22 protein-coding genes and 1 tRNA gene are annotated in these 22,200 nt (G+C 50.9%); 10 read left to right on the forward strand and 13 right to left on the reverse strand.

Going from position 1 to position 22,200, the window contains the following annotated elements; all coding sequences use genetic code 11:
* Positions 1-206 precede the first annotated feature (206 nt).
* The 5 genes from rimI (at position 207) to ABFD83_02430 (ending at position 3,668) form a co-directional block, all read left to right on the forward strand.
* On the forward strand, positions 207-731 hold the full coding sequence (gene rimI, locus ABFD83_02410) for a ribosomal protein S18-alanine N-acetyltransferase (protein MEN6355919.1): 525 nt from the start codon (positions 207-209) through the stop codon (positions 729-731).
* Positions 728-1,732, forward strand: a complete 1,005-nt coding sequence (tsaD, locus tag ABFD83_02415; protein ID MEN6355920.1) for a tRNA (adenosine(37)-N6)-threonylcarbamoyltransferase complex transferase subunit TsaD — start codon at positions 728-730, stop codon at positions 1,730-1,732. The genes rimI and tsaD overlap by 4 nt, the downstream gene beginning before the upstream one ends.
* Positions 1,733-1,787: 55 nt before the next feature.
* Positions 1,788-1,863: transfer RNA gene (locus tag ABFD83_02420), tRNA-Ala, on the forward strand.
* A gap of 31 nt (positions 1,864-1,894) precedes the next feature.
* Positions 1,895-2,596: a hypothetical protein gene (locus ABFD83_02425; protein ID MEN6355921.1), complete on the forward strand. Its 702-nt coding sequence runs from the start codon at positions 1,895-1,897 to the stop codon at positions 2,594-2,596.
* A gap of 10 nt (positions 2,597-2,606) precedes the next feature.
* Complete coding sequence (locus ABFD83_02430; protein MEN6355922.1) at positions 2,607-3,668, forward strand: type IV pilus twitching motility protein PilT; 1,062 nt, start codon at positions 2,607-2,609, stop codon at positions 3,666-3,668.
* Positions 3,669-3,741: 73 nt separating this feature from the next.
* Here the strand turns inward: ABFD83_02430 and alr are convergent, their stop codons facing one another.
* The 5 genes from alr to ABFD83_02455 all read right to left on the reverse strand — a co-directional run bounded on the left by alr (position 3,742) and on the right by ABFD83_02455 (position 8,232).
* Positions 3,742-4,842 (reverse strand): alanine racemase, encoded by a 1,101-nt coding sequence (alr, locus tag ABFD83_02435; protein MEN6355923.1) that lies wholly within the window; start codon positions 4,840-4,842, stop codon positions 3,742-3,744.
* 8 nt (positions 4,843-4,850) lie between these two features.
* Positions 4,851-5,852 (reverse strand): phosphotransferase, encoded by a 1,002-nt coding sequence (locus ABFD83_02440; protein ID MEN6355924.1) that lies wholly within the window; start codon positions 5,850-5,852, stop codon positions 4,851-4,853.
* Between the two features lie 111 nt (positions 5,853-5,963).
* On the reverse strand, positions 5,964-6,998 hold the full coding sequence (locus ABFD83_02445) for an L-rhamnose/proton symporter RhaT (GenBank protein ID MEN6355925.1): 1,035 nt from the start codon (positions 6,996-6,998) through the stop codon (positions 5,964-5,966).
* 18 nt (positions 6,999-7,016) lie between these two features.
* Positions 7,017-7,163: a hypothetical protein gene (locus ABFD83_02450; protein ID MEN6355926.1), complete on the reverse strand. Its 147-nt coding sequence runs from the start codon at positions 7,161-7,163 to the stop codon at positions 7,017-7,019.
* Complete coding sequence (locus ABFD83_02455) at positions 7,147-8,232, reverse strand: peptidoglycan bridge formation glycyltransferase FemA/FemB family protein (GenBank protein MEN6355927.1); 1,086 nt, start codon at positions 8,230-8,232, stop codon at positions 7,147-7,149. The genes ABFD83_02450 and ABFD83_02455 overlap by 17 nt, the downstream gene beginning before the upstream one ends.
* 420 nt (positions 8,233-8,652) lie before the next feature.
* On the opposite strand from ABFD83_02455, the gene queC reads away from it, so the two are divergent.
* The 4 genes from queC to ABFD83_02475 all read left to right on the forward strand — a co-directional run bounded on the left by queC (position 8,653) and on the right by ABFD83_02475 (position 11,628).
* Positions 8,653-9,339 carry a 7-cyano-7-deazaguanine synthase QueC gene (gene queC, locus ABFD83_02460; protein MEN6355928.1) on the forward strand — a complete coding sequence of 229 codons (687 nt, stop codon included), beginning with the start codon at positions 8,653-8,655 and terminating at the stop codon, positions 9,337-9,339.
* Between the two features lie 190 nt (positions 9,340-9,529).
* Complete coding sequence (locus ABFD83_02465) at positions 9,530-10,192, forward strand: MotA/TolQ/ExbB proton channel family protein (GenBank protein ID MEN6355929.1); 663 nt, start codon at positions 9,530-9,532, stop codon at positions 10,190-10,192.
* Positions 10,167-10,583: a biopolymer transporter ExbD gene (locus tag ABFD83_02470; protein MEN6355930.1), complete on the forward strand. Its 417-nt coding sequence runs from the start codon at positions 10,167-10,169 to the stop codon at positions 10,581-10,583. Before ABFD83_02465 ends, ABFD83_02470 begins: the two co-directional genes overlap by 26 nt.
* Positions 10,584-10,635: 52 nt before the next feature.
* Entirely contained in the window at positions 10,636-11,628 is a 993-nt protein-coding gene (locus tag ABFD83_02475; protein MEN6355931.1) for an energy transducer TonB, read from the forward strand.
* 60 nt (positions 11,629-11,688) lie between these two features.
* Here ABFD83_02475 and ABFD83_02480 read toward each other — a convergent pair whose 3' ends face one another.
* The 8 genes from ABFD83_02480 to ABFD83_02515 form a co-directional block, all read right to left on the reverse strand.
* Positions 11,689-12,474 carry an SIMPL domain-containing protein gene (locus tag ABFD83_02480; protein ID MEN6355932.1) on the reverse strand — a complete coding sequence of 262 codons (786 nt, stop codon included), beginning with the start codon at positions 12,472-12,474 and terminating at the stop codon, positions 11,689-11,691.
* Positions 12,471-16,157, reverse strand: coding sequence for a tetratricopeptide repeat protein (locus ABFD83_02485; GenBank protein ID MEN6355933.1), 3,687 nt, complete (start codon positions 16,155-16,157; stop codon positions 12,471-12,473). Before ABFD83_02485 ends, ABFD83_02480 begins: the two co-directional genes overlap by 4 nt.
* A gap of 155 nt (positions 16,158-16,312) precedes the next feature.
* Positions 16,313-17,023, reverse strand: coding sequence for a GNAT family N-acetyltransferase (locus ABFD83_02490; protein MEN6355934.1), 711 nt, complete (start codon positions 17,021-17,023; stop codon positions 16,313-16,315).
* 1 nt (position 17,024) lies between these two features.
* Positions 17,025-17,927: a ribonuclease H-like domain-containing protein gene (locus tag ABFD83_02495; protein MEN6355935.1), complete on the reverse strand. Its 903-nt coding sequence runs from the start codon at positions 17,925-17,927 to the stop codon at positions 17,025-17,027.
* The gene (locus ABFD83_02500) at positions 17,927-19,390 is read right to left on the reverse strand and encodes a thymidylate synthase (GenBank protein ID MEN6355936.1); all 1,464 of its coding nucleotides are present in this window, start codon (positions 19,388-19,390) and stop codon (positions 17,927-17,929) included. Before ABFD83_02500 ends, ABFD83_02495 begins: the two co-directional genes overlap by 1 nt.
* Positions 19,377-19,991, reverse strand: a complete 615-nt coding sequence (locus ABFD83_02505; protein MEN6355937.1) for a hypothetical protein — start codon at positions 19,989-19,991, stop codon at positions 19,377-19,379. The genes ABFD83_02500 and ABFD83_02505 overlap by 14 nt, the downstream gene beginning before the upstream one ends.
* 318 nt (positions 19,992-20,309) lie before the next feature.
* Entirely contained in the window at positions 20,310-20,984 is a 675-nt protein-coding gene (locus ABFD83_02510) for an HAD family hydrolase (GenBank protein ID MEN6355938.1), read from the reverse strand.
* Positions 20,974-21,423 (reverse strand): dCMP deaminase family protein, encoded by a 450-nt coding sequence (locus ABFD83_02515; protein MEN6355939.1) that lies wholly within the window; start codon positions 21,421-21,423, stop codon positions 20,974-20,976. The genes ABFD83_02510 and ABFD83_02515 overlap by 11 nt, the downstream gene beginning before the upstream one ends.
* Before the next feature lie 103 nt (positions 21,424-21,526).
* Between ABFD83_02515 and ABFD83_02520 the strand changes: the two genes are divergently transcribed.
* Positions 21,527-22,072, forward strand: coding sequence for a B-box zinc finger protein (locus ABFD83_02520; protein ID MEN6355940.1), 546 nt, complete (start codon positions 21,527-21,529; stop codon positions 22,070-22,072).
* Positions 22,073-22,200: the final 128 nt, after the last annotated feature.

Raw genomic sequence — 22,200 nt, forward strand, 5'->3', positions numbered from 1 at the left:
AGGCTGAAATACTGCCGGATGTGCCAGTTTGTTGCTCGCTTTTGAACTCTGAGACATTCAAGGCTACTTATGAAATCAGCTGTCGGCATAAAATGCGCTCAAAATAACGTCTATCGCAATTGCCTCCAAACGATCGTGTTTGACACTCATAGTTTCCGCGTGCTAGACTACGTGAAAACCTTGTCAATGTCGTGGGGTTAGATAATTTGGCTATCGAAGTCGATTTAAGGCAGATGCAGCGGGAAGATGTGCCCAGAGTCATGGAGATCGAGCGAGAGTGCTTCCCGGTTCCCTGGCATGAGAGCGCCTACCTGACTGAGCTTGTAAACCGCAGCGCATATTATGTCGTGGCATGCAAGGGCTCCGAGATAGTGGGTTATGCCGGAATGTGGATCATAATGGACGAGGCTCACATCACCACTCTCGGCGTAGCTCGCACGAGTCGTGGCGAAAAGATAGGTGAGCGGCTGCTCGTTGCCTTGCTGGATGAGTCGTTAAAGCGTAAGTGCAGGCGGGCGACCCTTGAAGTCCGCCAGAGCAATGAAGTTGCCCAAAATCTCTATCACAAATATGACTTTATTCCCGCGGCGGTAAGGCGCGGCTACTATACGGACAATCAGGAGAATGCCGTAGTTATGTGGATCGATGACATGGTCTCGCAGTCCTGGTCTAGAAAATTTCGTGCCTTAAAAGAGCAATTGAAGGAGACACGCGCGGAGGATGTGGTTTGAGAGTTTTAGGTGTTGAGACAAGTTGTGATGAGACCAGCGCAGCGGTGGTTGATGACGGCGTCAGTGTTGTTTCCAATATAATTGCGTCGCAGATGGAAATTCATGCCCGGTTCGGGGGCGTGGTGCCCGAGGTCGCCTCGCGCAGACATGTGGAACTGATTATTCCGACCGTCCAGGAAGCTCTGGACAAGGCCGAATGCACTTTGGCTGATATAGACTGCATAGGCGTTATCAACAGACCCGGTCTGATCGGTGCGTTGATTGTGGGTGTTGCGTCGGCAAAGACTATCGCCTATGCCGCAAATAAACCCTTGGTTGCCGTCCATCACATTGAGGCGCACATGTATGCAAACTGGCTCACCGGGGCGCATATCGAGTTTCCGTTGGTATGCCTGGTAGTATCCGGCGGCCATTCGGACTTAATATATGTGACCGGTCACGGGCAGTATGAGATTCTGGCACGAACGCGGGACGATGCCGCGGGCGAGTGTTTCGACAAATGCGCGCGCGCAATGGGACTTAGCTATCCCGGCGGCCCTGAGATAGACAGGCTTGCAAAAACGGGCAATCCGCATTCCGTGCTTTTTCCACGCGCAAAGGTGGGCGACACGCTTGATTTCAGTTTCAGCGGGCTAAAGACAGCCGTCATTCGATATGTCGAGGGCTTCGAGGGCAAACCTCCGACCCCCGATCTTGCCGCCAGTTTCCAGGCAGCGGTTGTGGATGTGCTGGTAGATCACACATTTCGCGCCGCACAGGATAGAGGCGTGAAACAGGTGCTGATGGCAGGCGGTGTCGCCGCCAACAGCAGTCTTCAAGCCACGATGAAACAGCGTGGCAAAGAGTTGAATATAGCGGTCAACGCTCCACCGCCTGTGCTTTGCACGGATAATGCCGCTATGGCTGCGTCAGCCGCATTCTTTGCCCGCCAGAGAGGCGAGTCTGCGAGCCTTGACCTGGATTCATTCGCGTCTGAGCCGCTGGGTAAGCGAGCAGTCTGATTTTTGCTTGCAAAGTATTTCAATGGCGTGGTATAATAACGACGTCGAACGCAGTGGGGCTGTAGTTCAGTTGGGAGAACACTACACTGGCAGTGTAGATGTCAGGGGTTCGAGTCCCCTCAGCTCCACCATCTTCCTATTTTCCACTAACAGGCGAGTCAAGTGAGCCATCATCTCTTCTTTCAAAAAGCTGCCTGGCCATTGTTACTGGCAATATCTATGCTCGGTATTTCGTGTGCCTGTCAAGCAGCCGAAGAGAAAGCTGCAAGTCCTGATGTGCTGATCCTGATATTGAGCGGTATGGGCGCATACGACAGCGTCTCGATCAACTATGCCACAAAGATATCCGATAAGGATGTTGATGCCGATGTTAAGAAGCTCATTAAAGCAACGCGCTGGCGCGTGCTGGATGCCGAGCAAGCTACAGAGACCGTAAATATTCCCGGTGCAAAACCCTCCACGTCTGTGAACTTCAAAATGCCTCGACTGACAGCAATCAGTGAAGGCATACTTCCCATAGAGCCGTTTGTCGATGTGTTTAAGAGGTTCAGAGTTATCCGCATCAATTATCTGATACAGTCACCATTTCAGCTTACGGGGCTTAAGGATTTCGAGAACGATTTCGTAAAGGTCTCGTTTAAGGCAATGGGCAACTCGTATCAATATACTGTTTCTGTCAAGAACAGCGATTTTGACAGTGCCGAGCTTCCAATGCAGTCCATGACGGAACCGGCAGGTCATCCGGCAACCGGTATTTCTGCACCCATGCGAATAATCCTCATAGTTGGAACCGCTTTGTTGGTTTCTTTTGGTGTGTATTTTATGGCAGCATATATATGTAGACGCCGAAAAACAGGCGAGTGAGGAAGCAAGTATGGATATAAAGGAAATAGCGGCAAAAGCAGCGCAGGTTGGAGCCTCAGATATATTTCTAAAGGTCGGATCGCCGCCGATGATGCGTCTAAATAGCTTTGTAGTCCCGCTCGATTCATATCCTGAGCTTAAGGGCCAGGATACAGAAGCTCTTGCATACGGCATAATGTCACATGAGCAGATAGGCCGTTTCGAACGCAGGCACGAACTCGATCTCGCATTTACAATCGACGATATTGCAAGGTTCAGGGCAAACGTGTATTACCAGCGCGGCACTATAGGAATGGTGCTGCGAATCGTACCACTGAAAATTCTTGGTTTGGAAGAGCTTGGTCTGCCGGAGGGCATTAAGTCCCTTGCCGAACAGAGGCAGGGGCTTGTGCTTGTTACCGGCCCTACCGGTTGCGGCAAGTCTACAACACTTGCCGCGCTGATAGATATTATCAACTCGACACGTAAGAGCAATATTATTACCGTTGAAGACCCGATTGAGTTTGTCCATCAGGATAAGCAGTCAATCGTCAGCCAGCGTGAGATCGGCATCGACACCGATTCGTTTACCGATGCGCTCAAATACGTCGTCAGACAGAGCCCGGATGTAATCTTGATCGGTGAGATGCGCGATGTAGAGACAATGAACGTAGGCCTGGCTGCAGCGGAGACTGGTCACCTGGTTTTTTCGACTGTCCACACATGCAGCGCCGCCGAAACACTCGACAGGATCATGAACATGTTTCCTCCTCACGACAAGCTGATGGTGTGCACACGACTGTCTGTGTCGCTAAAGGGTGTGGTTTCCCAGAAACTGATCCCGAGGATAGATAAACCCGGACGAATTGCAGCCGTAGAGGTGATGATTGCAAACCCGACTGTGAGCAAGCTGCTTGAGGAAGGGCGTTCATCTCAGATATATCAAGCCATCTCCGAGGGTGAATACTGGGGCATGCAGACAATGAACCAGTGCCTGGACCGCTACTATAAGGCCGGGATCATATCCGAAGATGAGGCGCTTGCCAGCGCAGGCAACTTCACCGAACTAAAACAGATGCTCCGCCGGTCTTAATAATCCTAGTTGACGTTGACGTTAATGTTCGGACGCGATATCTGATCGCGTCCGAACTAGAACTTGATGTTTTTTAGCCTATATATACTCGTGGGATGAGCGCGCTGGTGGGTATTCTCATCGCCGGGATTACTACTTCATCTCCGACCTTCGCACCGGGTATGTCGGTAATATCGACCACGATCATCTGCATAGCCACTCGCCCCAGCACCGGAGCCTTACGTCCGTTTATCTCAACAGCAAGCCTGCGCTTGATCCTCTTTGCGGCGAATTTCAATATGCTCTGCCGATATATCGGTCCTTCAGGCGCAAGTGTAAACCCATCCGCATAGCCTATTGGGATCACAGCGGTCCTGGTGAGGCGTTTTGTTACGACCTCTCCTCCGTAACCTACGGGTGATTCGGGCTGCATCTGCTTAATCTCGCAAATCCGAGCCTTGAGCTTCCACGTCGGCTTTAGGTCGAGCGAGCGCGGCACATACCGCGATGGGTATTGCCCATAGAGCAGAGTGCCCGGCCGCACCATATCCAGGCGCGATTCCGTGAGCCTGAGTATTGCGGCGCTGTTTGCGGCATGCGCGCTGCCGTAGTCTATTCCAAGCTTATCAAGCCTGCCGAGAAGCTGTTTAAATCTGTCGAGCTGACACTTAGCATCAGTGATGGACTTCTCCGCTGCAGTAGCAAAGTGAGTATATATCCCTGCAATCTCGATATTGGACAGACCGTGAATTTCTTGAACCAGCCGGACGGCTTGCTCATGCGCGACGCCCAGCCTTCCCATTCCGGTGTCGACCTTTATATGCATGCGGGCTATCTTGCCCAGATGCACGGCCGATTCGGATATTTTTTTTGCGAGGTCCGTGTCCGAGACAGTCATCTCCAGCCCGGCTTTTACCGCTATCTCCGCGTTTTCAGCCTGAATGGGAGCAAAGAGCAGTATCGGGGCACCTATGCCGCCATTGCGCAGGATCATCGCCTCATCGAGACGTGTCACGGCGAGCGCATCGGCTCCAGCTTCTATAAACGCGCGCGCAGGCTCCACATAACCGTGGCCGAAACCATTGCTCTTCACCACGGCCATGATCCTTACGCTTTTGCCGACAGCGCTCTTTACCTGTTCCAAATTATGCTTGAGTGCCGATATATCGACCTCAACCCACAAGTCATGTGTCATTATATTACTCATTTTACCTGTAACCTGGAAACAATCCGACCGCTCAAATCACGATATTCAAGCTCGTCTTTAACTAGAAGTTCGTAACTCTGCACCGTATCGTTGAGGCCGGTGTGCGGGTTGCCGTTTACAAGATACTCTTGATATACCCAGATATTCTTGAGCATGTAATTCAGAGCAAGCGAATGGAATGCATCAATCTCCGTAGAGTGAAGCGGATTGACCTGATGGTAGCCGGAAAGAAACCGAATGCAGTAATCGCTGTTTGCCTTGAACGTGAACATGCAGGCTTTGACGATATCCCAAATACGCGGAGCATAATGGAATGTATCGAGGTCAATTAGTCCCGCAAACTGTCCATCTGAAGTGTAAATAATATTACCCCAATTGAAGTCACCATGCACCAACTGACACTCTTCATACAGCGGAGCCAGAAGGTCCGAGTTTTCTTCCCTGCTTGCCAAAACAGCATATTTATGTTTCAGATCATTGTACACTGCCTGGTCGCATTCGTTTCTCTCGGCCTTCGAATCAACAATCGCGATCAATCGTTTGATATCGTTTAGGGTGTCGACATCGGAAGCGTACTCTCTTTTACGTAAAGGTAGTGGCTCACTAAAATCCGCCAAGACCTGATGTATCTTCGCAAGCAATTCCCCGAGGAACCGGGCATCTTCAACCGCCAGATCCCTGTCCAGTGCCGCCATGCCGTCTATCCAGTTGCACAGAATGTAAGAATCTTCCTCTTGCCGGAAGAATGATTTGCCATTAACTGTTTCAACCGGACAGGTTGCATTAATACCATTTTCCTTTAGCAGATTTGTTAGGCGGCAATAAGACAAGAGCCTGCCGTCCCCTAGGCGTCTCGTCCGCCGCAAGCTGAGGTCTTGATTATTCGCTCGAAGTCTCCAAACTCTTGACTGACTTCCATGGTGCTCTGACACGGTGCGAAAGTCCCGGATTCCGTAACCCTCTCGAAGAACGTCAACTATAAGTGACTCAACCGGCATAAGCTCAATCTCGTTCCCTATCTTTTTGTCGAGGACTGATAGCCGGGGATATTCCTGCCCCCGGACGATCCGAGTGTATCTTACTCCGCGATTGCCCGATCAGCTCATTTATTATAACAGGGAATTGCCGTAAGCCATAATCAGCGTAGCGATTATAAGTATGGCTATTGCAGCATACATCATCTTAATGGGCTTTCCGTGGATGCCTTTCCATTCACCACTGACAAAACCTACGCTCTGGCAGCCAAGCATCTGCAGAGCCTGCTGGATACCGAAGCCGACAGAAGCGCCCATCGCTCCCAGCAGAAGCATTCCTTTACCCATCAGCACGACCGTGATGACAAGCGTTACACCGATACATGAGGCAAGTAAAATATCTCTGCCGTCGTCGATCAGCACATGCCAGTTCTTACGCCTGGTCATCAGGTATGCCGGATAGAGAACGTTTATCAGGGCCCCGCCCAGCAGCCCTATTGCCCATACGCCGAATGTCGCGGCGGTGCTGCCCGCGCCCTGCGCTTTCAGAGCTTCGACGACCGGTCCCTGGCTGTAAACGAAAGCAAAGCTGAGCCCGCACGACAAAACCCCGGCAATAGAAGCCATAATGAGGCCTCCAAGGAAGCCTCCATGTGTTTTCTGGAGTTTGTTCAAAACGCGGTCGCGCCCGAAGCCTGCAGCCGAACTCAGCGCCACACCTACCAGCATAACCGCCACACCGATCAAAACGATACGTCCTGCCTGAGACCAAATTGCTGGAGCTTTGTTAAAGAGTCCTGTGCCCTTCACGAGCATCGGCATCGTCACTCCGACCGAGACACCCAGCCCGGTCAGAATAGCGCCTGTAAGCGCCACACCGATGCGCACGTAACACAGACCGCACATCACATTGGCAATTCCCCAACTGAGTGCAAACAGGTTGGACTTTATCAGAACAGACGGTTCTACGCTCATGTATGCGGAAAGAGCATGTGGGCAAAATGCCAGTGTGATAGTCCAGGGGAGTATCACCAATCCTATAAGCTGACCGATAAATAGCCAGTGCTCGACCTCGAACTTTCGCATGACCTTGATCGGCCATGCGCCTGAGCCTATGAGAAAGCCTGCCAGCGCTACTACCGAAGCTCCAAGCAGCGTCGATGTGTTCATAATACCTCTAACATTAACTCATATAGCCTGGAGCACGTATCTCCACGATTGCCTGATCAGCGTATCTTCTTTGATCGCGCGCGATATCTGATCGCGTGCGAAACAGAATCCCCGGATTTCAATCCAATAAGTTCTTTCGAGCTTCTCCTTATTCCGTGCTTTCATGAATGGACTTTCTCTTTCTGGCTTTAAGAGCATTTTGAATCTTAGGCAAAAGCACGTTCCACAGCCAGTAGAACCCCGGCGAAAGCACCATATCGTATTCGCCTATATACTCTACGAACCTCGGCGAGAAACCATCTTTGAACCTGTTCAAACCCTGCAGGTGCTCGTCTCCATTGCCTTTTTTGGGGCTGACCCCTCTAAAATCGTACCACTTGCAGCCGGACTCTTTTGCCCACTGGATCATAGTCCACTGCATCAGGTGGTTGGGCATAACGTTGCGGTGCTCGTTTGACGATGCGCCGTATGTATACATCGCCTTATCGCCGAAGATATACGCGATCGCGCCAGCGATGGGCTGGCCTTCATAGTATGTAAGGACCAGTTTCATGTAACCCGCAGGCACCAGTGCATCCCACATATTCTCAAAATAACTCATATCCCGCACCAGGAAACCATCACGCTCACAGGTTGCCTTCAGCAGTTCGTAAAAGACGGGCAGGTCCGACCTGGGGCAATCCATATTGACCGTAACACCTTTGCGCCCGGCCAGCCGGATGTTATATCGCCATTTTTCTTTGAATGATGCCATCAACTCATCGAGTGACTTGTCCAGATCGAGCTGCATCACGCATTTGGGCTGCGTCCCGCCAAAACCCTGCGCCGTCACCGGCACAAACCCGACAGACCGCAGGTTCGACTCACTGACGGTGTCCTCGACAGGCACTGGCGGATCTATTTTCAGCAGTATCGCCTTGTGTTTAATTGCAGTTTCTCTCAGATAAGCGCTGAACGCCCGCACAAGCTCAGTATCCTGTGTATCGAGCACGGGACCCCTTGGGGCATACATTATGCATCTGCCGACTTTTGGTATAGCCCTTTTGAGAAGCGATGCAGCAGCGACAATCTCGCAATCACGTTCTGCAAACACATGCACAGGTTTCCAGCCGCTGTGAGACTTGAGATCGCCCCACTCAAAGGACTGAAGCAAATCGCCCGTATCAAAACGGGCGACAAAATCGTTGAACCGCTTGCGGTCCTGCTCGGTTGCTGTTGATAGTTTGATTTCCACGGCCCGATTCTAACATTCATTAGGTAACATGTCAATCAGCATCGAGGCTAGGTATGCATCCCAGATTTATGGTATGTGGACTATTTTAATCACGAAAGCACGAAATAATGAAAACACGGAAAGAAAGCAGGGTATAGAAAGTATCATTCTTTATTTCTGCTCCGTACCCCCATAGTTTCTTTCGTGCTTTCTCCCTTTCGTGTTTTCGTGATGAAGAGAATTACCCATAGATTTTGTGTTGTTTCGGGAGACCCTCTCCCGAAGCCTCCGAACGCACTATTTCATAATTTCTGGCATGTGGTGATCTTTGTTATGCTACCTCAACGTCGAATACTGTAATAGAATTCGCGAAATTACTTGACATGCCTGCACGCCTGAGTTAAACTTGCGTTGCATCTATTCGAGATGCCTGGAGTAGAAATGAAAAAAGCAGTCGTATTGATCTCCGGCGGGCTGGACAGCGCCACCACTGCAGCCATAGCAAAGTCCGAGGGCTATGAGCTTTACGCAATGTCGTTTGATTACGGCCAGCGCCACCGCCGCGAGATAGACAGCGCCAGGGCCGTAGCCAAAAGTCTGGGCGCAAAGGATCACCTTATTATATCTTTCGATATGCGCAAGATAGGCGGCAGCGCCCTTACAGCGGATATCGATGTGCCTCTTGATAGAAAAAATGATGAAATGAGCGCCGGCATTCCGGTCACATATGTCCCCGCACGCAATACCATCTTCCTTTCATTTGCTCTCTCCTATGCCGAAGCGATAGGCGCGCAGGACATTTTCATAGGCGTCAACCAGATCGACTACAGCGGCTACCCCGACTGCCGCGCTGAGTTCATCGAGGCCTTTGAAAAGACTGCCAATCTCGCTACCAAAGCAGGGGTCGAAGGAACGTCAAGATTCCGCATCAGGACCCCGCTGATAAATATGACCAAGGCGGACACTATTCGCCATGGTCTCAATCTTTGGGTGGATTATTCTCTCACGTGGAGCTGCTACAGCGGCGGTGAGCACGCATGCGGCAGATGCGACAGCTGCAAGCTCAGACTGGCCGGATTTGCCGAAGTCGGCGCAAAAGATCCGGTTGAATATGAGATATCAGCCTGAAGAGCATATTGTTTTTTACCGAAAACTTCCATGTATTGTGTATAAGCAAGGTTTATATGCTTCGGACACGATTGTGCCGAAGCGGGACCACCCTTTGCGTTGTTTCGGGAGACCTTCTCCCGAAACATTAGGACCAACCTTCGGGGCATTCGCCCGCGAAGTATAAGTAAAGTTACAGGAAGGTTGCTATATGAGTTGGATGGTGAATGCTGTCGAGCTGCTTGCTAAGGGCGGCGTTGTAATGATTCCTCTGATGATCTGTTCGGTCATCAGTGTTGCCGTGCTCATCGAGCGTTATTTCAAGATCAGTAAGGCTCAGGCCGATGTCTCGGAAGTTATCAAGCGCGCCGAGGATGCCATTTATGACGGCAGCCCTGAGAATGCTATGTCTATACTCGAACGTGTTGATAATCCGGTCGCAAGAGTCATATCCGCCGGTATATGCAACCGTCATCTGGGTGAGCGCGGGTCAGAGAGAGCTATGGAAGAGCAGGGCACTCGCGAGGTATCAGCTCTTACCCGCCGTCTGGGTTCGCTCGACACGATTATTACTATAGCACCTCTGCTTGGACTGCTCGGAACAGTCACCGGTATGATCTCCGCTTTTCATGTGATTGCTGCCAAATCCGGCATCAGCACCCCGACCGCTATCACAGGCGGCGTCGCTGAGGCCCTCATTGCAACCGCGACCGGTCTTGCTATAGCGATCTTTACCCTGATCGGCAACAATTATCTGCAGGATCGGATCAAGTGCATAGTCGCCGAGATCGAGGCCAGAGGCAACGAGACGGTCAACATTCTTGTCGAATCGCAGGAGGAGCCTAGAGGTGAAATTAAGCGTATATCAGCCTAAAAAGGCCCGCATTGAGATTATTCCAATGATCGACACCATCTTCTTCCTGCTGGTGTTCTTTATGATGGCTTCGCTTGCCATGACGACGTCGAAGGGCATGCCCGTGAACCTGCCCAAGGCTTCCGCCGCGACAGAGCGCCCAGTATGCAAAGTCGTTCTGACCCTGACTCCGACAGGTAACTATTACATAGATAAGCAGCAGGTCACATTCGGACAGATTCAAGACAGTCTGAAAGCTCGTCTGAAAGACAATCCCGGCGCGGTCGTGGTTATAAACTGCGACAAAGCGCAGAATTGGGAGAAAGGTATCCAGCTTGCCGATGAGGCCAAGCGCGCTGGAGCCAAATATCTGACCATTGCCACCGAACCTAAACCCGTAACCAACTCATAACTTGTATGAAAGATTTACATCCCTCCAGGTATCCTACCTGGAGGGCCAATAGTTGACCTTTACTCATATGAAAGATAAAGTATTAACATATGCAATCGCCGCATCTATCGCGGCTCATATACTGGTTGTAGGCGTGGTCGGGCACTCGTCCGCTGCCAGGCTCAATACCGCGTCAGCAGCAGTGCTGGCTCCAAAGTTCATCAAGGTGGACTTCGTGGGCGATCCTTCCGAGGCAACTAAGCCAAAGCCCGTCGAAACGTCTAGGTCAGAACCGATTGCCAGTCAGCTCGATAGACAAGCTCAGCCTGATCCTGAAATGACCACACCTATCTATAACGCATCACCACGCCAATTGATCAGACAGCCGATTTCAGTTCCCGGCGCACCGCGCGGATCGGGTCATCAGATGCCGGGCAACCCCGGCGGCAAATTAAATATCGGGTCGACCAGCGCTAACGGCGATCTGGGTGGCAACTGGGGCGGTGGTCGCACACCGGTCGGCTGGGTTCCCGGCAGTGATGATGGCAAGGGCAAAGGTTCAGGCAGTGGAGCAGGGGAGGGTCGTCCCGACCCTGTAAAAAATGCATCCGATGGCCCCGGCAGGGAACCTGCTCCCGTACCTGTCCCGCGCACTGTCAGCGTGCGTATATGCGACCAGTCCGGCATGCTTGCAGGCGAATACTGCAGGTCGACCAGCGCTCGTAGCTTTATCGAGGGCGAACAGCCAAGTCGAACATGCACCCACTGCAAGGCTCCAGAGTATAAATCGCGCCTGGCAGATCAGGCGAACCCGGTCCTCACCAGAGACGCCGGCGTTTCGGTCCCAGCTTCGGTGGAAGAGGGTCTGAGTCTGACTGTAAAGGTTGAGTATACGGTCACGAACGAGGGCTCCGTATCCGATGTAAGCGTAATCCAGTCATCAGGCAATAGAGCGCTCGACAAGGCGGTTATAAGCGCGACCTCCAGGCTCAAATACAAGCCCGCTGTTCAGGACGGCACTGCTCGCAGCGTTAAAATGACCCGCACTTACAGGATCAATACCTGACAGCAATGAGTGATAGTTCATTCTTGCCAGGCAGATCTTATAAACCACACAGTCAATCGCCTATTCACAGATAAACCCTACTTCGGCGTCAATTGTCATTGTTATGGGCTGCCATGTATATGTAGCTGCCCGGCTGTCATCTGAAGCCGAAAACCCATTCCAATTCTGCGATCTAGAGCTGCTATTAAAAAGCTGAAATGCCACCATATGAAGAGAGCGCTTAGCCATTTGCTTACTTGCTTCCTCCGCCAGTCCGTATGCCCGAGTCACTGCATCGGCTATCGCTTTCTTGAGCAGGGTGTCCGGGTCGCGCACAGTGAACTCCAGTAGGATACCTGACTGGCGGTCACCATAGCTTTCGCCCCCACTCATTTCATCCGACATGACTGTCGGCCGGGCCCCATTCTGAAGCGCCACGTCGGCGATTTGGATCAGTTTTTCCATCGACTGCGTGTTTGCCGATTGCGAGATGCTGTAGGCGCGCTGCGCCCTGTAACCCAGCGCGGGAATGCTTGTAGGATTAACCTGCGAAGAATAACCCAGGTTCGGCTGGAGCGGTTTTATGCTGAATCGATCCGTTATTAGCTGATCACGTTTGACGCCGCAGTTTTCAATTGCTTTGACAACAGTCTGTTCCGTCTGTTCCAACTGCTCCTGTGCTTTTGCAAGCGACTCGCCGTCCCCCACAATCGTGAAGTGCAGTATTATAACCTCGGGCATGGATTCTGCCTGGCCTGTCACCCGGAATGTCAACGGCAGTTGGAGTTTTTGTTGATCCTGCGGATATGCCGCCCCCGTAAGCGCGAAAACCGATGTCAAAAGCAATGCAAGACTTCTGAATATCATTTTTTCTCTCCTTTTAGTGAATCTATCAACGCAGCCAATCTCTTAAGACTTGGCCGATCAGGCCACTTATCGGATCTGTAATAGCCATCAACCTGCTTTCGAAGCATATCTGCCAAAGCCGCGGGATCCGCCGGTGGTTGTGCCGCCTTATGATATGCTTTTTCTACTAACGGCACCCATACCATTGCGCAGTCCTCGTCATACCAGCTCAGATGGCATGTCCACTGCACTGCTATCTCAAGAAATTTCTCAGATATCGCGGCATTCGATTGATCCAAGTAGCCGTTTAGAAAATCCGAGAACTCCGATATGGTTTCTGACGAGCATTTCACTTTTACAGCATCAAGTCCTGTGCCAAACACCAGACCTCGCCACATTGCCCAAACGATGATGCTCATTCCAACTTGCTTTTCCGCAATGTATTTCTTCAGTTCCTCCATCACTTGCCTGCGAGCATCATCCGGCACTTTCATGTCCAAAACGACATGAAAAATCGTGATCAACGGACCGACATCTCCATTTTGTAGATCGATCAATTCTTTCTTGCCGGTAATGATATTGCCTGCAAATAGGCACACCATTGCGTGGTACATTGTGGTCCGCGTTTTGACCTCCGGCGAAATGTCAGCCAGTCTATTCAGTAGAGGCAGTATTTTTGGAGCCAGGTCGTTATTGGTTCTAGCTATGTTTGTAAGTATGCCAGATACATTATAAACATCCGAATATTCACCGGATTTCGGGTCCACGACTGTAAAGGATGACATATTTTTCTCGACCTGCTCGATAGCGGCAGCCGGGTCGACACTGGATAGACGGTTTATGATCCCCAGACGCTCTCGGCCGGATTGTGCGGTGTCGAGCGCCTTCATATAAGCCCTGCTTGCCTCGACCTTATTATCTATGCTTGCATATGAATCAGCTTCCTTAATCCACTGGGCGGATGTTTTTTCGGCGGCGCTCCGGACGGGCGGCGGATTCTCACCGGTCAGCTTACTCAAGGAGTCCTGCAGCCTGATTTTTCTGTCTTCAGGCGCATGTGGAAGCAGCAGTTGCAGCATTCGTACTGCCTCGTCACGAAAACCGTTGTCTGTGAGTGTCTTCGTGTAGCTCTTTATATAAAACCATCCGACTCCGTCCCAGTCCTTTGCCTGTGCCAGCATATCGAGCATTTGCGCGATTTTGGTATGTCTTTGTGCGTCGGATTCACCTGTGGAACCATCAGCGGTCAAGTGAATGCTTTCAACCAAACCTGCCGCCGATTTTTGCGTCAGCATTAAGTCGACCATAAACTTGTACCACGATTCATCTTTCTGCTGCACTGAAAGGCAAGAGGCTAGAATCTCAGTATTGAGCCTGATACCTGATAATAGCGACAGCTGCGAACTCTTATCAGCAGAGGACATACTCCTCCACGAGTAAATATCTTCATCATCCGATATCGGAGAGTAAATTCCATTCCACCCCGCGCCGATTGGAATAAAGAATAGTCTGGTGATGCTGAATGCGCAGGCAAGTGAAGGATCTCCTGCCGTTGCTATCGCATGCGCGAAGTCGAGGCGATTGGGCGATTCTTCCCAGCTATCCGGTTTGCTGTTAGATACCGACCTTGACCATTCCACAAATGGAAGCAGGCAGTCAAAACGCTTTGAGAATAGATCGACCGCAAGCGGCAGGCCTTTTTGCCAATCAGGGCGGGTAGGCAAAACCTTTGGCGCCAAAGCCGAAGCCTCATCTGCGCGGCTAGCTTTGACCAAAGCATATGCCAGTCTTGTCATAGTATTCCAGAATGGGTCAGAGGATACCGGCTGCGATAAGGTGAGCAATTGGTCGGAGAGGCGCTTTACCTCCTCATTCCAATCCATAGCTATAAATAACTGGAGCTTGTTTACGACATCCGTAAAACTAATCTCAGGATACAGCTTCTTTGCTTCAGAATATATTTTAGCTACGTCGTCAGTTTTGTTGGTATCTATAAGGTATCTTAAGCGCAATTCATAGGTTTCAGGCGTGTATAGTCCGGCTGTCCTTTTTGTGCGGGCATTGAGTTCAAGCGCTTGAGATGAAAATGGATCATTCGATTGCAGTCGATATGCCTCAGCCTGAATTGCGGCATCTGAAGACCAGCCTTTCGATTCAGATTTTGCAACAGCGTATTCACACCATTTTGCTGCCTGTTCGGGCTGTTTGTTAGCATACCAGCAGTTTGCGATAACCACACAAGTTCCAAGGGCAAGCTTGTCTCTTTCATTCCAAACGGTGTCGAACACCTGCCCGGTTCGCTCAAGTTTCTTAGATGCATTCCAAAGGGTGTTGATGTCTTCCGCACAGTCTTCGCCGTTTGCGTTCTTCTCCCACAATGTCTCTTGCGCGACTGCAATTGCCCGCTCCAGATAACCTGACTCAAACAGCTTTGCGCCCAGTTGCGTCTTTATAGTGATGTCTTTCGGAAATATGCGCATGCCCTGTTCAAGCATCCAGATACCACGTTCCGCATCCGTAATTGATTGTGCTGCAGCGAATAGATTGTCCAGTGCTCTATCTCGATTGTCTGATATAAACAGACGCATCCAGTGATCGAAATCCGCAACATTATATGCTGAGTCACCAAGGAGCATGTTTTTTGAGTCCTGCGGCATGAACCGGATCAGATCCTTCTGCATTACTTTCTCGACCAGGTCGCTCCACCCTGACGCAAGTATGAGCCGCAAGCACTTTGGCTCATATACTCTGTAAAACTCATCAGGAAAGTCAGCCGCCATTTTGAGAATCAACTCCATGACTCGTGCTCTATCTTTTGCAGTAAGAGCATTATTCAATGCTTCCAGAGTCTGGTCTGCGTTCTGCGGCTGAGTTTCAAATGGCAATAGGGGCTTTATTTCTTGAATTCCTTTTTGCCAGCGCATCCGACTGCATAGGGAATACAGTGCCTTTAGAGATGTGGGCTGTTTCTTCAATGCTGCAAGTGCGGATGGAAAGTTTTTCTCGAACTCCGGGATCAATTGCGCTTGCCAATACGAGTCGAGCACCGCCAGCCATAGATAACTATTGTTTGTTTTTTTTGCATCAGCAAGCCATGCTTTGAGCAGCGCTTGACGCTGGTCGGGTTTCAAAACTCGAGCAAATATCGGGCACTCCACTTTCTCCCAACCACCAGCCATAACAGCTTGCTTGAGCAAAGCCGTTCCTGTCTGGGTTTCACCCATGCTCATCCGAAAGAATGCTTCCTGCGCCCTGTCGGTAAAAAGCCATTCTTTGGGAACTGCTTGGATGATCCTTATCTGTTCGGTTTTTGGCAGGGTGGCTAAAGGGATTGGGTATATTCTACCGTCTCCGTACCACTCATCAAGCATACGCCCCATCAGCATCGAGCAGGCATATTTTTTGAGATCGTTGGGGGTTTTAGGGTTTGCTTGTAACTGATCGAAAGCCCGCAATAATAGTTTTGCCGCTTCCGCATTCCGACCGGCAAATATCAGGCACTCGCCTGCTTTAAGATTTAGTATTGCATCATCAGGTCGAAGTGAAAGCGCTGCTGAATATGCGGCAAATGCTGCGCCAAAGTCGCCGCGGTCTTCCGCCTGTCCTGCGCGATCGAGCCATTCGTTTACAGTAGCAGGTTGATCTGCGGCAAGAGCTGTCACACAAATGAAAAGGAGCGATAACAATACGAGACATTTGGCCATCAGTCCGAGCACCTCTCTTATAATACTCAACTAATGATATCACATTTATGTGCCGGAATGTCATAATGTCAAAGTTGACGGCATATGGCAAGTGAAATGGTGAAAATTGAATGCCTGTGGGGTTTTGTTGTTTGGAGCAGCCGTCAATCCTGACGCTAGCTGCTGATAGAATAAACGCACCCGAAGTCGAGTCCATAATCCTGAAAACCGACGGAATGCGCAGTGCGAAGTGATGCGATATTGGTGCGGTCCGTTCCCCATGTCGCGATTTTACCGTTATCGAGGATGTATCTCACAGCAGAGGAGACGGCGCTCTTAGCATATCCCATGCCCCGATATTCAGGCAGAGTCTGGATCGTAAGGTCCCAACCGACGTCCGACAGCGGCTTTACCCCAGCCCATGAGACTACCTTTCCGTCCGCGATCAGCCCAAAGACCCTTCCGCCCCACCGGGCGTGAATTCCGGCGGCAGTCTCGTCCATATTGGTCACATCGCGCACATCGCCTTTTGCCAGGTCGATAAAGGATTCGCTGTCGCAGTAGAGCCTGCATCCCTCGAACCAGAACTGAGGTTTTATGATCGGCGTCAACACCGACTCAAGCGTCCGACACGCATTACCATCGAGTGTATCAGCGCTGGCCAGTGCATTTGTGGTTGCTTCGTAGAGATCGGGCATTACGGATACCACCGCTCCGGTCCCTTTACCTATAGAGAAGAGTGCAAGCGGAGAGCCTTTTGCGAATCTAATCCCTGTAATCTGTTCGCATTCGACGACTACCAGCCGGCCCGAATTGAGAGCCTCGGGTGCGCATCCCAGAGCAGACGAGTAAAACCTGTCCAGTTGTTCAACGCTGTCATTTGCCATGTCAGTCCCTGTACCACATCCTGTGCATAAGATCGGCCATAGTCAGCAGGTCGTGGAGGTTGTGGGTTAGTATTTGAGCTATCTTGGATGCATCACCCGTGCGCACGAAGTCGTTATAGGCCTTGGGTATCTCCGCACTGGGTATATCGTCCTCACGGGACCGTCCGCACACCATTTGTTCAAGAGTTTGCAGCCTGCAATTGGGCAGGTCGCGCTTATATATGCGTCTGGATTCATACAGCAGATCGAGATGAAACTCAGGCACTGGCAGTTCCAAGTCGTTCGCATTTGCCCTGTTCACTAAAAACGGCATATCGAAGCACTTGCCGTTAAATGTCACAACCAGCCGCACGTCTTTAAGTCTCCGGGCAAACGCTGATACTATGCTTGCCTCTTCATCGTAATCGCGTGCGAAGTATTGCTTAAAGCTCAGCCCGTCAGGAGTGCATTCCATAGTCCCGATCAGGAAGACGGGCGTCATACTCAGCCCCGTGGTCTCGAGGTCAAGGAAGATAATCTCTTCGGGAGGTATTTTCTCAGATTTGCACGCGCGAGCCAGCCTTTCGACAGCCTCGCCGTCAGGATACCCTGTCAGCCGGACAAACCTTCGATACATCACATCCGCGCTTGCTTCCAGCTCAACTGCGGGCTTTTCTATCAGATAATAACCCGGCCCCGATGGAGCTTGTTTCACGACTCCTTCGATCACATCTTCCAGCACTACCTTATCGGTTTGTCGAGTCTTAACCGTTCTCTCAGCATTCTGAGCACTTTCAAAGGATGTGGTCAATGTCCGGATAGCGGGGGGCATCTTCGGCTCTTCCTTTTCCAGTGTTGGCAGAGTATTTTTCATAGGTCGTCTATTTAGCGCCTCTATCCGGCTTTTGAGGTCATCTAGAGCCATCAGGATTCCTCGTATTTTTCGCCTGTCCTGAGGCACATTTCGGCCTTCGCTAGCTGACGGCCTATATACATTGCGTGATTTATATCCGATATTGCGCAGTCGCGGTTGATCTCATGCTGAATCCTCTCAGCCTTTGCCGAGCGATATTCATGGAGGAGCACGCCGTTATCGTCCATGTGCCGGACCACAATCTGACCGTCCTCCACGCTCACCATAAACTGGCCGTTTGCGTCCATATCCAGCGAGAACCCCTTAGAGTTTGCTACACGCATCGCGGCATCATACTTTGACGGGTCCACGCTTATCGAGTGGCTGATGACAGTGAGCGGCCCGACCGGAATACCGGTCTCCTCCGATACGATCCGTTGAGCCTTCATCAGACCGTAGACGTTCTTGATCCATGCGTCGAGAGCGTTGTGCGTGCGATATGTTGCGGTGAGGGTTAACTGATCGTCAAATACCCTGAAAAAGAGCGACACCATGCACGGCGAGTCGTCCGCATCTATATCATGATGGCTGTCCCATAGCGCCAGATAGCAGTCCCTGTCCTGAGGATTTGCCTTCAGCCGCTGGGCAAACTTTTTTAGAGAGTCGAACCCGAAATACTCCCGAATCCGGTTTCCATATGTATATGAATGTTCATCGGGCAGGGGACCCAGGAGCATGTCGTGCTGATAATGTATAAGTTCTGATCTAGAGAAGTTATACTTGCTTAGATTCTCCTCGCCGTCTTCCTGAGGATATCTTACGACCACCCGGACATTTTGAAGTTCCTGCCTGTCACCTTTGCGCAGATGCGCTAGATGTCCGAACCGCACCAGCCTGAATATCAGTTCGCGCCAGGCCTCAAGAGGTGTGTCCTTTACGATATTGTGGTTTTGCGGCAGGCTGGGGTAGTTGCCGACCTCCACTTCAGGCAGCTCGACTTCTATCCGATTACCAATAACCGCTTCACCCGGGCTGAATGCATGTATCACTCTGCATAAGTTATCGCGAGAATCTTGACCTCGCAAGTCGCCGACATAGACGATTCTCGGTGTCACCTCGAAGTTTTCGAGTGAGACAAGATCATCTATAATTCGGGTCCTGCCCTTGATTCGGGTGACGGTCTCGCCCAGGCTGATCGACTTTTCCAATCCATTCTGGAAGAAAGCCATCAGGTCCTGCGCAGACTCCGATTTGTTTGCGCCACAGATAATGAGATATCTTATCTGCGGGTTATAGAGCAGGTTTCTGAGCAGGTGTGGAATTCCATTACCGAAGAGATTGCCCATTACGGCGATTTTAGAGGTCTCTGGAGCGAGATCGATGTTAAGGTTTGTTAAAGTTTGCTCGACAAACTCTATCTTGCTCCAAAGAGTAATTATCCCGACGCGTCCCCTCGGGTTCACCACTTTCAGCTTGCTGCCAAAGTGCAGGGGGATAAAGCTCATCTCGCCGTCTTGCGCATCATTTTGCTGCATTTGTAAAATGGCCTCTCGGTCCGCCGACATTCTGGAAACCAGTGTTGAAGTCCCTGTAGAGCGACTTGTAATTCTTTATACGGTGCCACTTCTTAATATATCCCTCGGGCAGGTCCTGCACGATCTCGACGTCGTTCCAGCCGTTCACCAGCGGAAATGCATAATATGGGTACTTAGGCGGCACGTTCTTTGCATATACAACCTGGACCGGCGTGCGCTCCATCCGTGCCAGATACACGCGGTGCATGCCGTCGTTGAGTATCTTCACAGTGCTGCCGTCGGCCTCGTGTGATTCCTCTATAACGGGCGGAAGAACGTCAATCGGATCGTCGTAGTCCTTGAGCCAGATCGTTGCGTACCCATCCAGCTTGAACAGATCGACACCATGTTCGCGCAGAGCCCATCGCAGATCACGGACCTTCATAATCTCGCATGTGAGCACATAACGCTGCGCGGGCGCGATTTCATTCGTGTGCAGGATCGGCGTGGTGATCTCTGCATGTTCGTATGGCAGGTCATCCGTGTGCGTGAGCATACTCACTCTGCGCATATTCGCCAGAAGCTCATCCATGCCATGATGCTCGACTCTTACAATATCCATTTGATTTTCTCCTCGAAAATATGAAGTAATATGTTTTCAGCGATCCTACTCCCTCCTGAGGGAGAGGGCATCTGATTTGATATTGAGTATTTTGTATTGATTATTTGTCTGTGTTCGGCAGCATTACCAAAGATTGGACGCATTATCCAGCAGCGACTTGCACTCCATTCCCTCTCCTGGGGGAGAGGGTTAGGGTGAGGGCGCTGCTTAGTAATCTTGATATTGAATATTTCGTATTGATTATTTGCCTATGTCAAACAGCATTTAGTTGCTTCGGTTCCGTAGGGGCCGAAGCTGCGGGACATACAGCGTTCCACCTTATATATTTAGTGCCACCGATGCAACCTGCGAAATATTCGCGGTGGTGGCAGTCGGCGCGGGGCATTCGCCGTTCAAAATCCGAATTAAAGACTGCGCCTCGCGGTCAGGCCTGGCAAGCACCCATATAGCCCGCATGCCCATCTCAAGCGCGGGCTGAATATCGTGAGTGTACGTATCGCCTATCATCACGCACTCGCACGGTTCCACGCCAAGTTTTTTTACTACAAGCTCAAAGTTGTCTTTAGCCGGTTTGCGTGAACCGGACAGGCAGCTCAGCACTATCGCATCGGATGCACTTACCACTTCCGGCATCGCCTTTGTGACGCTTTCATAATACGGGTTCCAGATATCCGAGAGCAGCCCTATCATATACCCTCGATCCTTAAGGGCAAGCACAGTCTCTTTTGCTCCTTCAAGCGCCTGTGCCGCGGTTGCCTGCGATTGCCACAATTCATGAATTCCCGTGACGGCATGATCGCTTAGTTGTCCGAATTTATGCTTTAGCGCATCACATACCTGATCGGCTGACCTAAGGTCAGTTGTCATTATGATCGAACTGACCTGCGCTGCAGTGGCTCCTTCGATAAGTCTGGCGATGACCTTATTAGGGGCGACAGGCGGACCTGTGACCAGAGTAGCGCCAATATCGAATATTGCAGCCTTAACCGGCATTATTCGGCCACTCCACCACGACTACTCCGCACTTTTCAAGCAGTTGAATACCGTTCGATCCGCCTTTGTGGTCGCGCTTTACCACGCACCTGGCAATGCCGGATGATATCATCAACTTTGCGCAAGTGATGCATATATCGGCATTGACATAAAGCGTTGCGCCTTCAAGCGCAAGCCCTCGTTTGGCGCATTGGCATATGGCATTTTGCTCTGCGTGCACGCATACTTTGAACTCTTCCGTTCCGGCCTTGTCCTTAAGGCACACGCCTGTATCGCAGCAGTGCTCATGCCCACTGGGAACACCGTTGTAACCGTGCGAGAGTATTCTGTGGTCGATTGTGATTACCGCCCCGACGTGCTTTCTAAGGCATGTCGAACGCCGCGCGATGGTCTCCACCACATCCATATAAACTTGATCGAACGAAGGACGATCGGACAACGTCATAACCTCTGCTATTGTAGTTTCAATATTCTAGCAGTCAGAGCCGATATTCGCAATGTGTCTTGACCCTGAGAATGTGCGCTGATATACTCAATTCACAATGAATGAATCTGACACACCAACAACTTGCGCAAGGCATCCAAAGGTGGAGACTAATCTGCGGTGTTCGTCTTGCGATACTTTTATCTGCCCGAAGTGCATGGTTCAGACGCCGGTCGGCATGAAGTGCCCGAGCTGCGCATCTCAAAGCCAAGGAAGTTTGTTTAGACCGACACCATCTCAGATTGCCGCCGCATCATCTGTCGGGTTGATGATGGGAATTATTATGGGTTGGGCAGTCGAGTTTGGCGGATATTTTATGATCTTCCTGGCGTTCGCATTTGGAGGCTTTGCAGGCGAACTGGTCCTAAGAGCCAGCGGACGCAGGCGAGGCAGAGTTATGGAGATCATTACAGGCGCCTCTATGGTAGCAGGCGCACTCGGCGGCAGGTTGCTTATGGCCGCCATTCAAATGGCTTCGACGAATGTTCATCCGCCGTTTGGCATTTTGAGTGTAATAATCGATATTGTATTACCGGTTCCGATTCCGCTGATTGCGCTGATTTTTGCAGTAGCTGGCGCAGTGAGCAGAATAAGGTATCTATGAGCAGGGTGCGTGTCAAATCTACGGAATTTTAATAGGTAAAAGATGAGGCTGCTGGCATGAAAATGGACGGTCAACGCCGAATTCATTTTTGTGAGAAAATAAAGGAGGCGAGCCACAATCATGCCAGC

The organism is Armatimonadota bacterium (assembly GCA_039679645.1).
Lineage (GTDB): Bacteria > Armatimonadota > UBA5829 > UBA5829 > UBA5829 > UBA5829.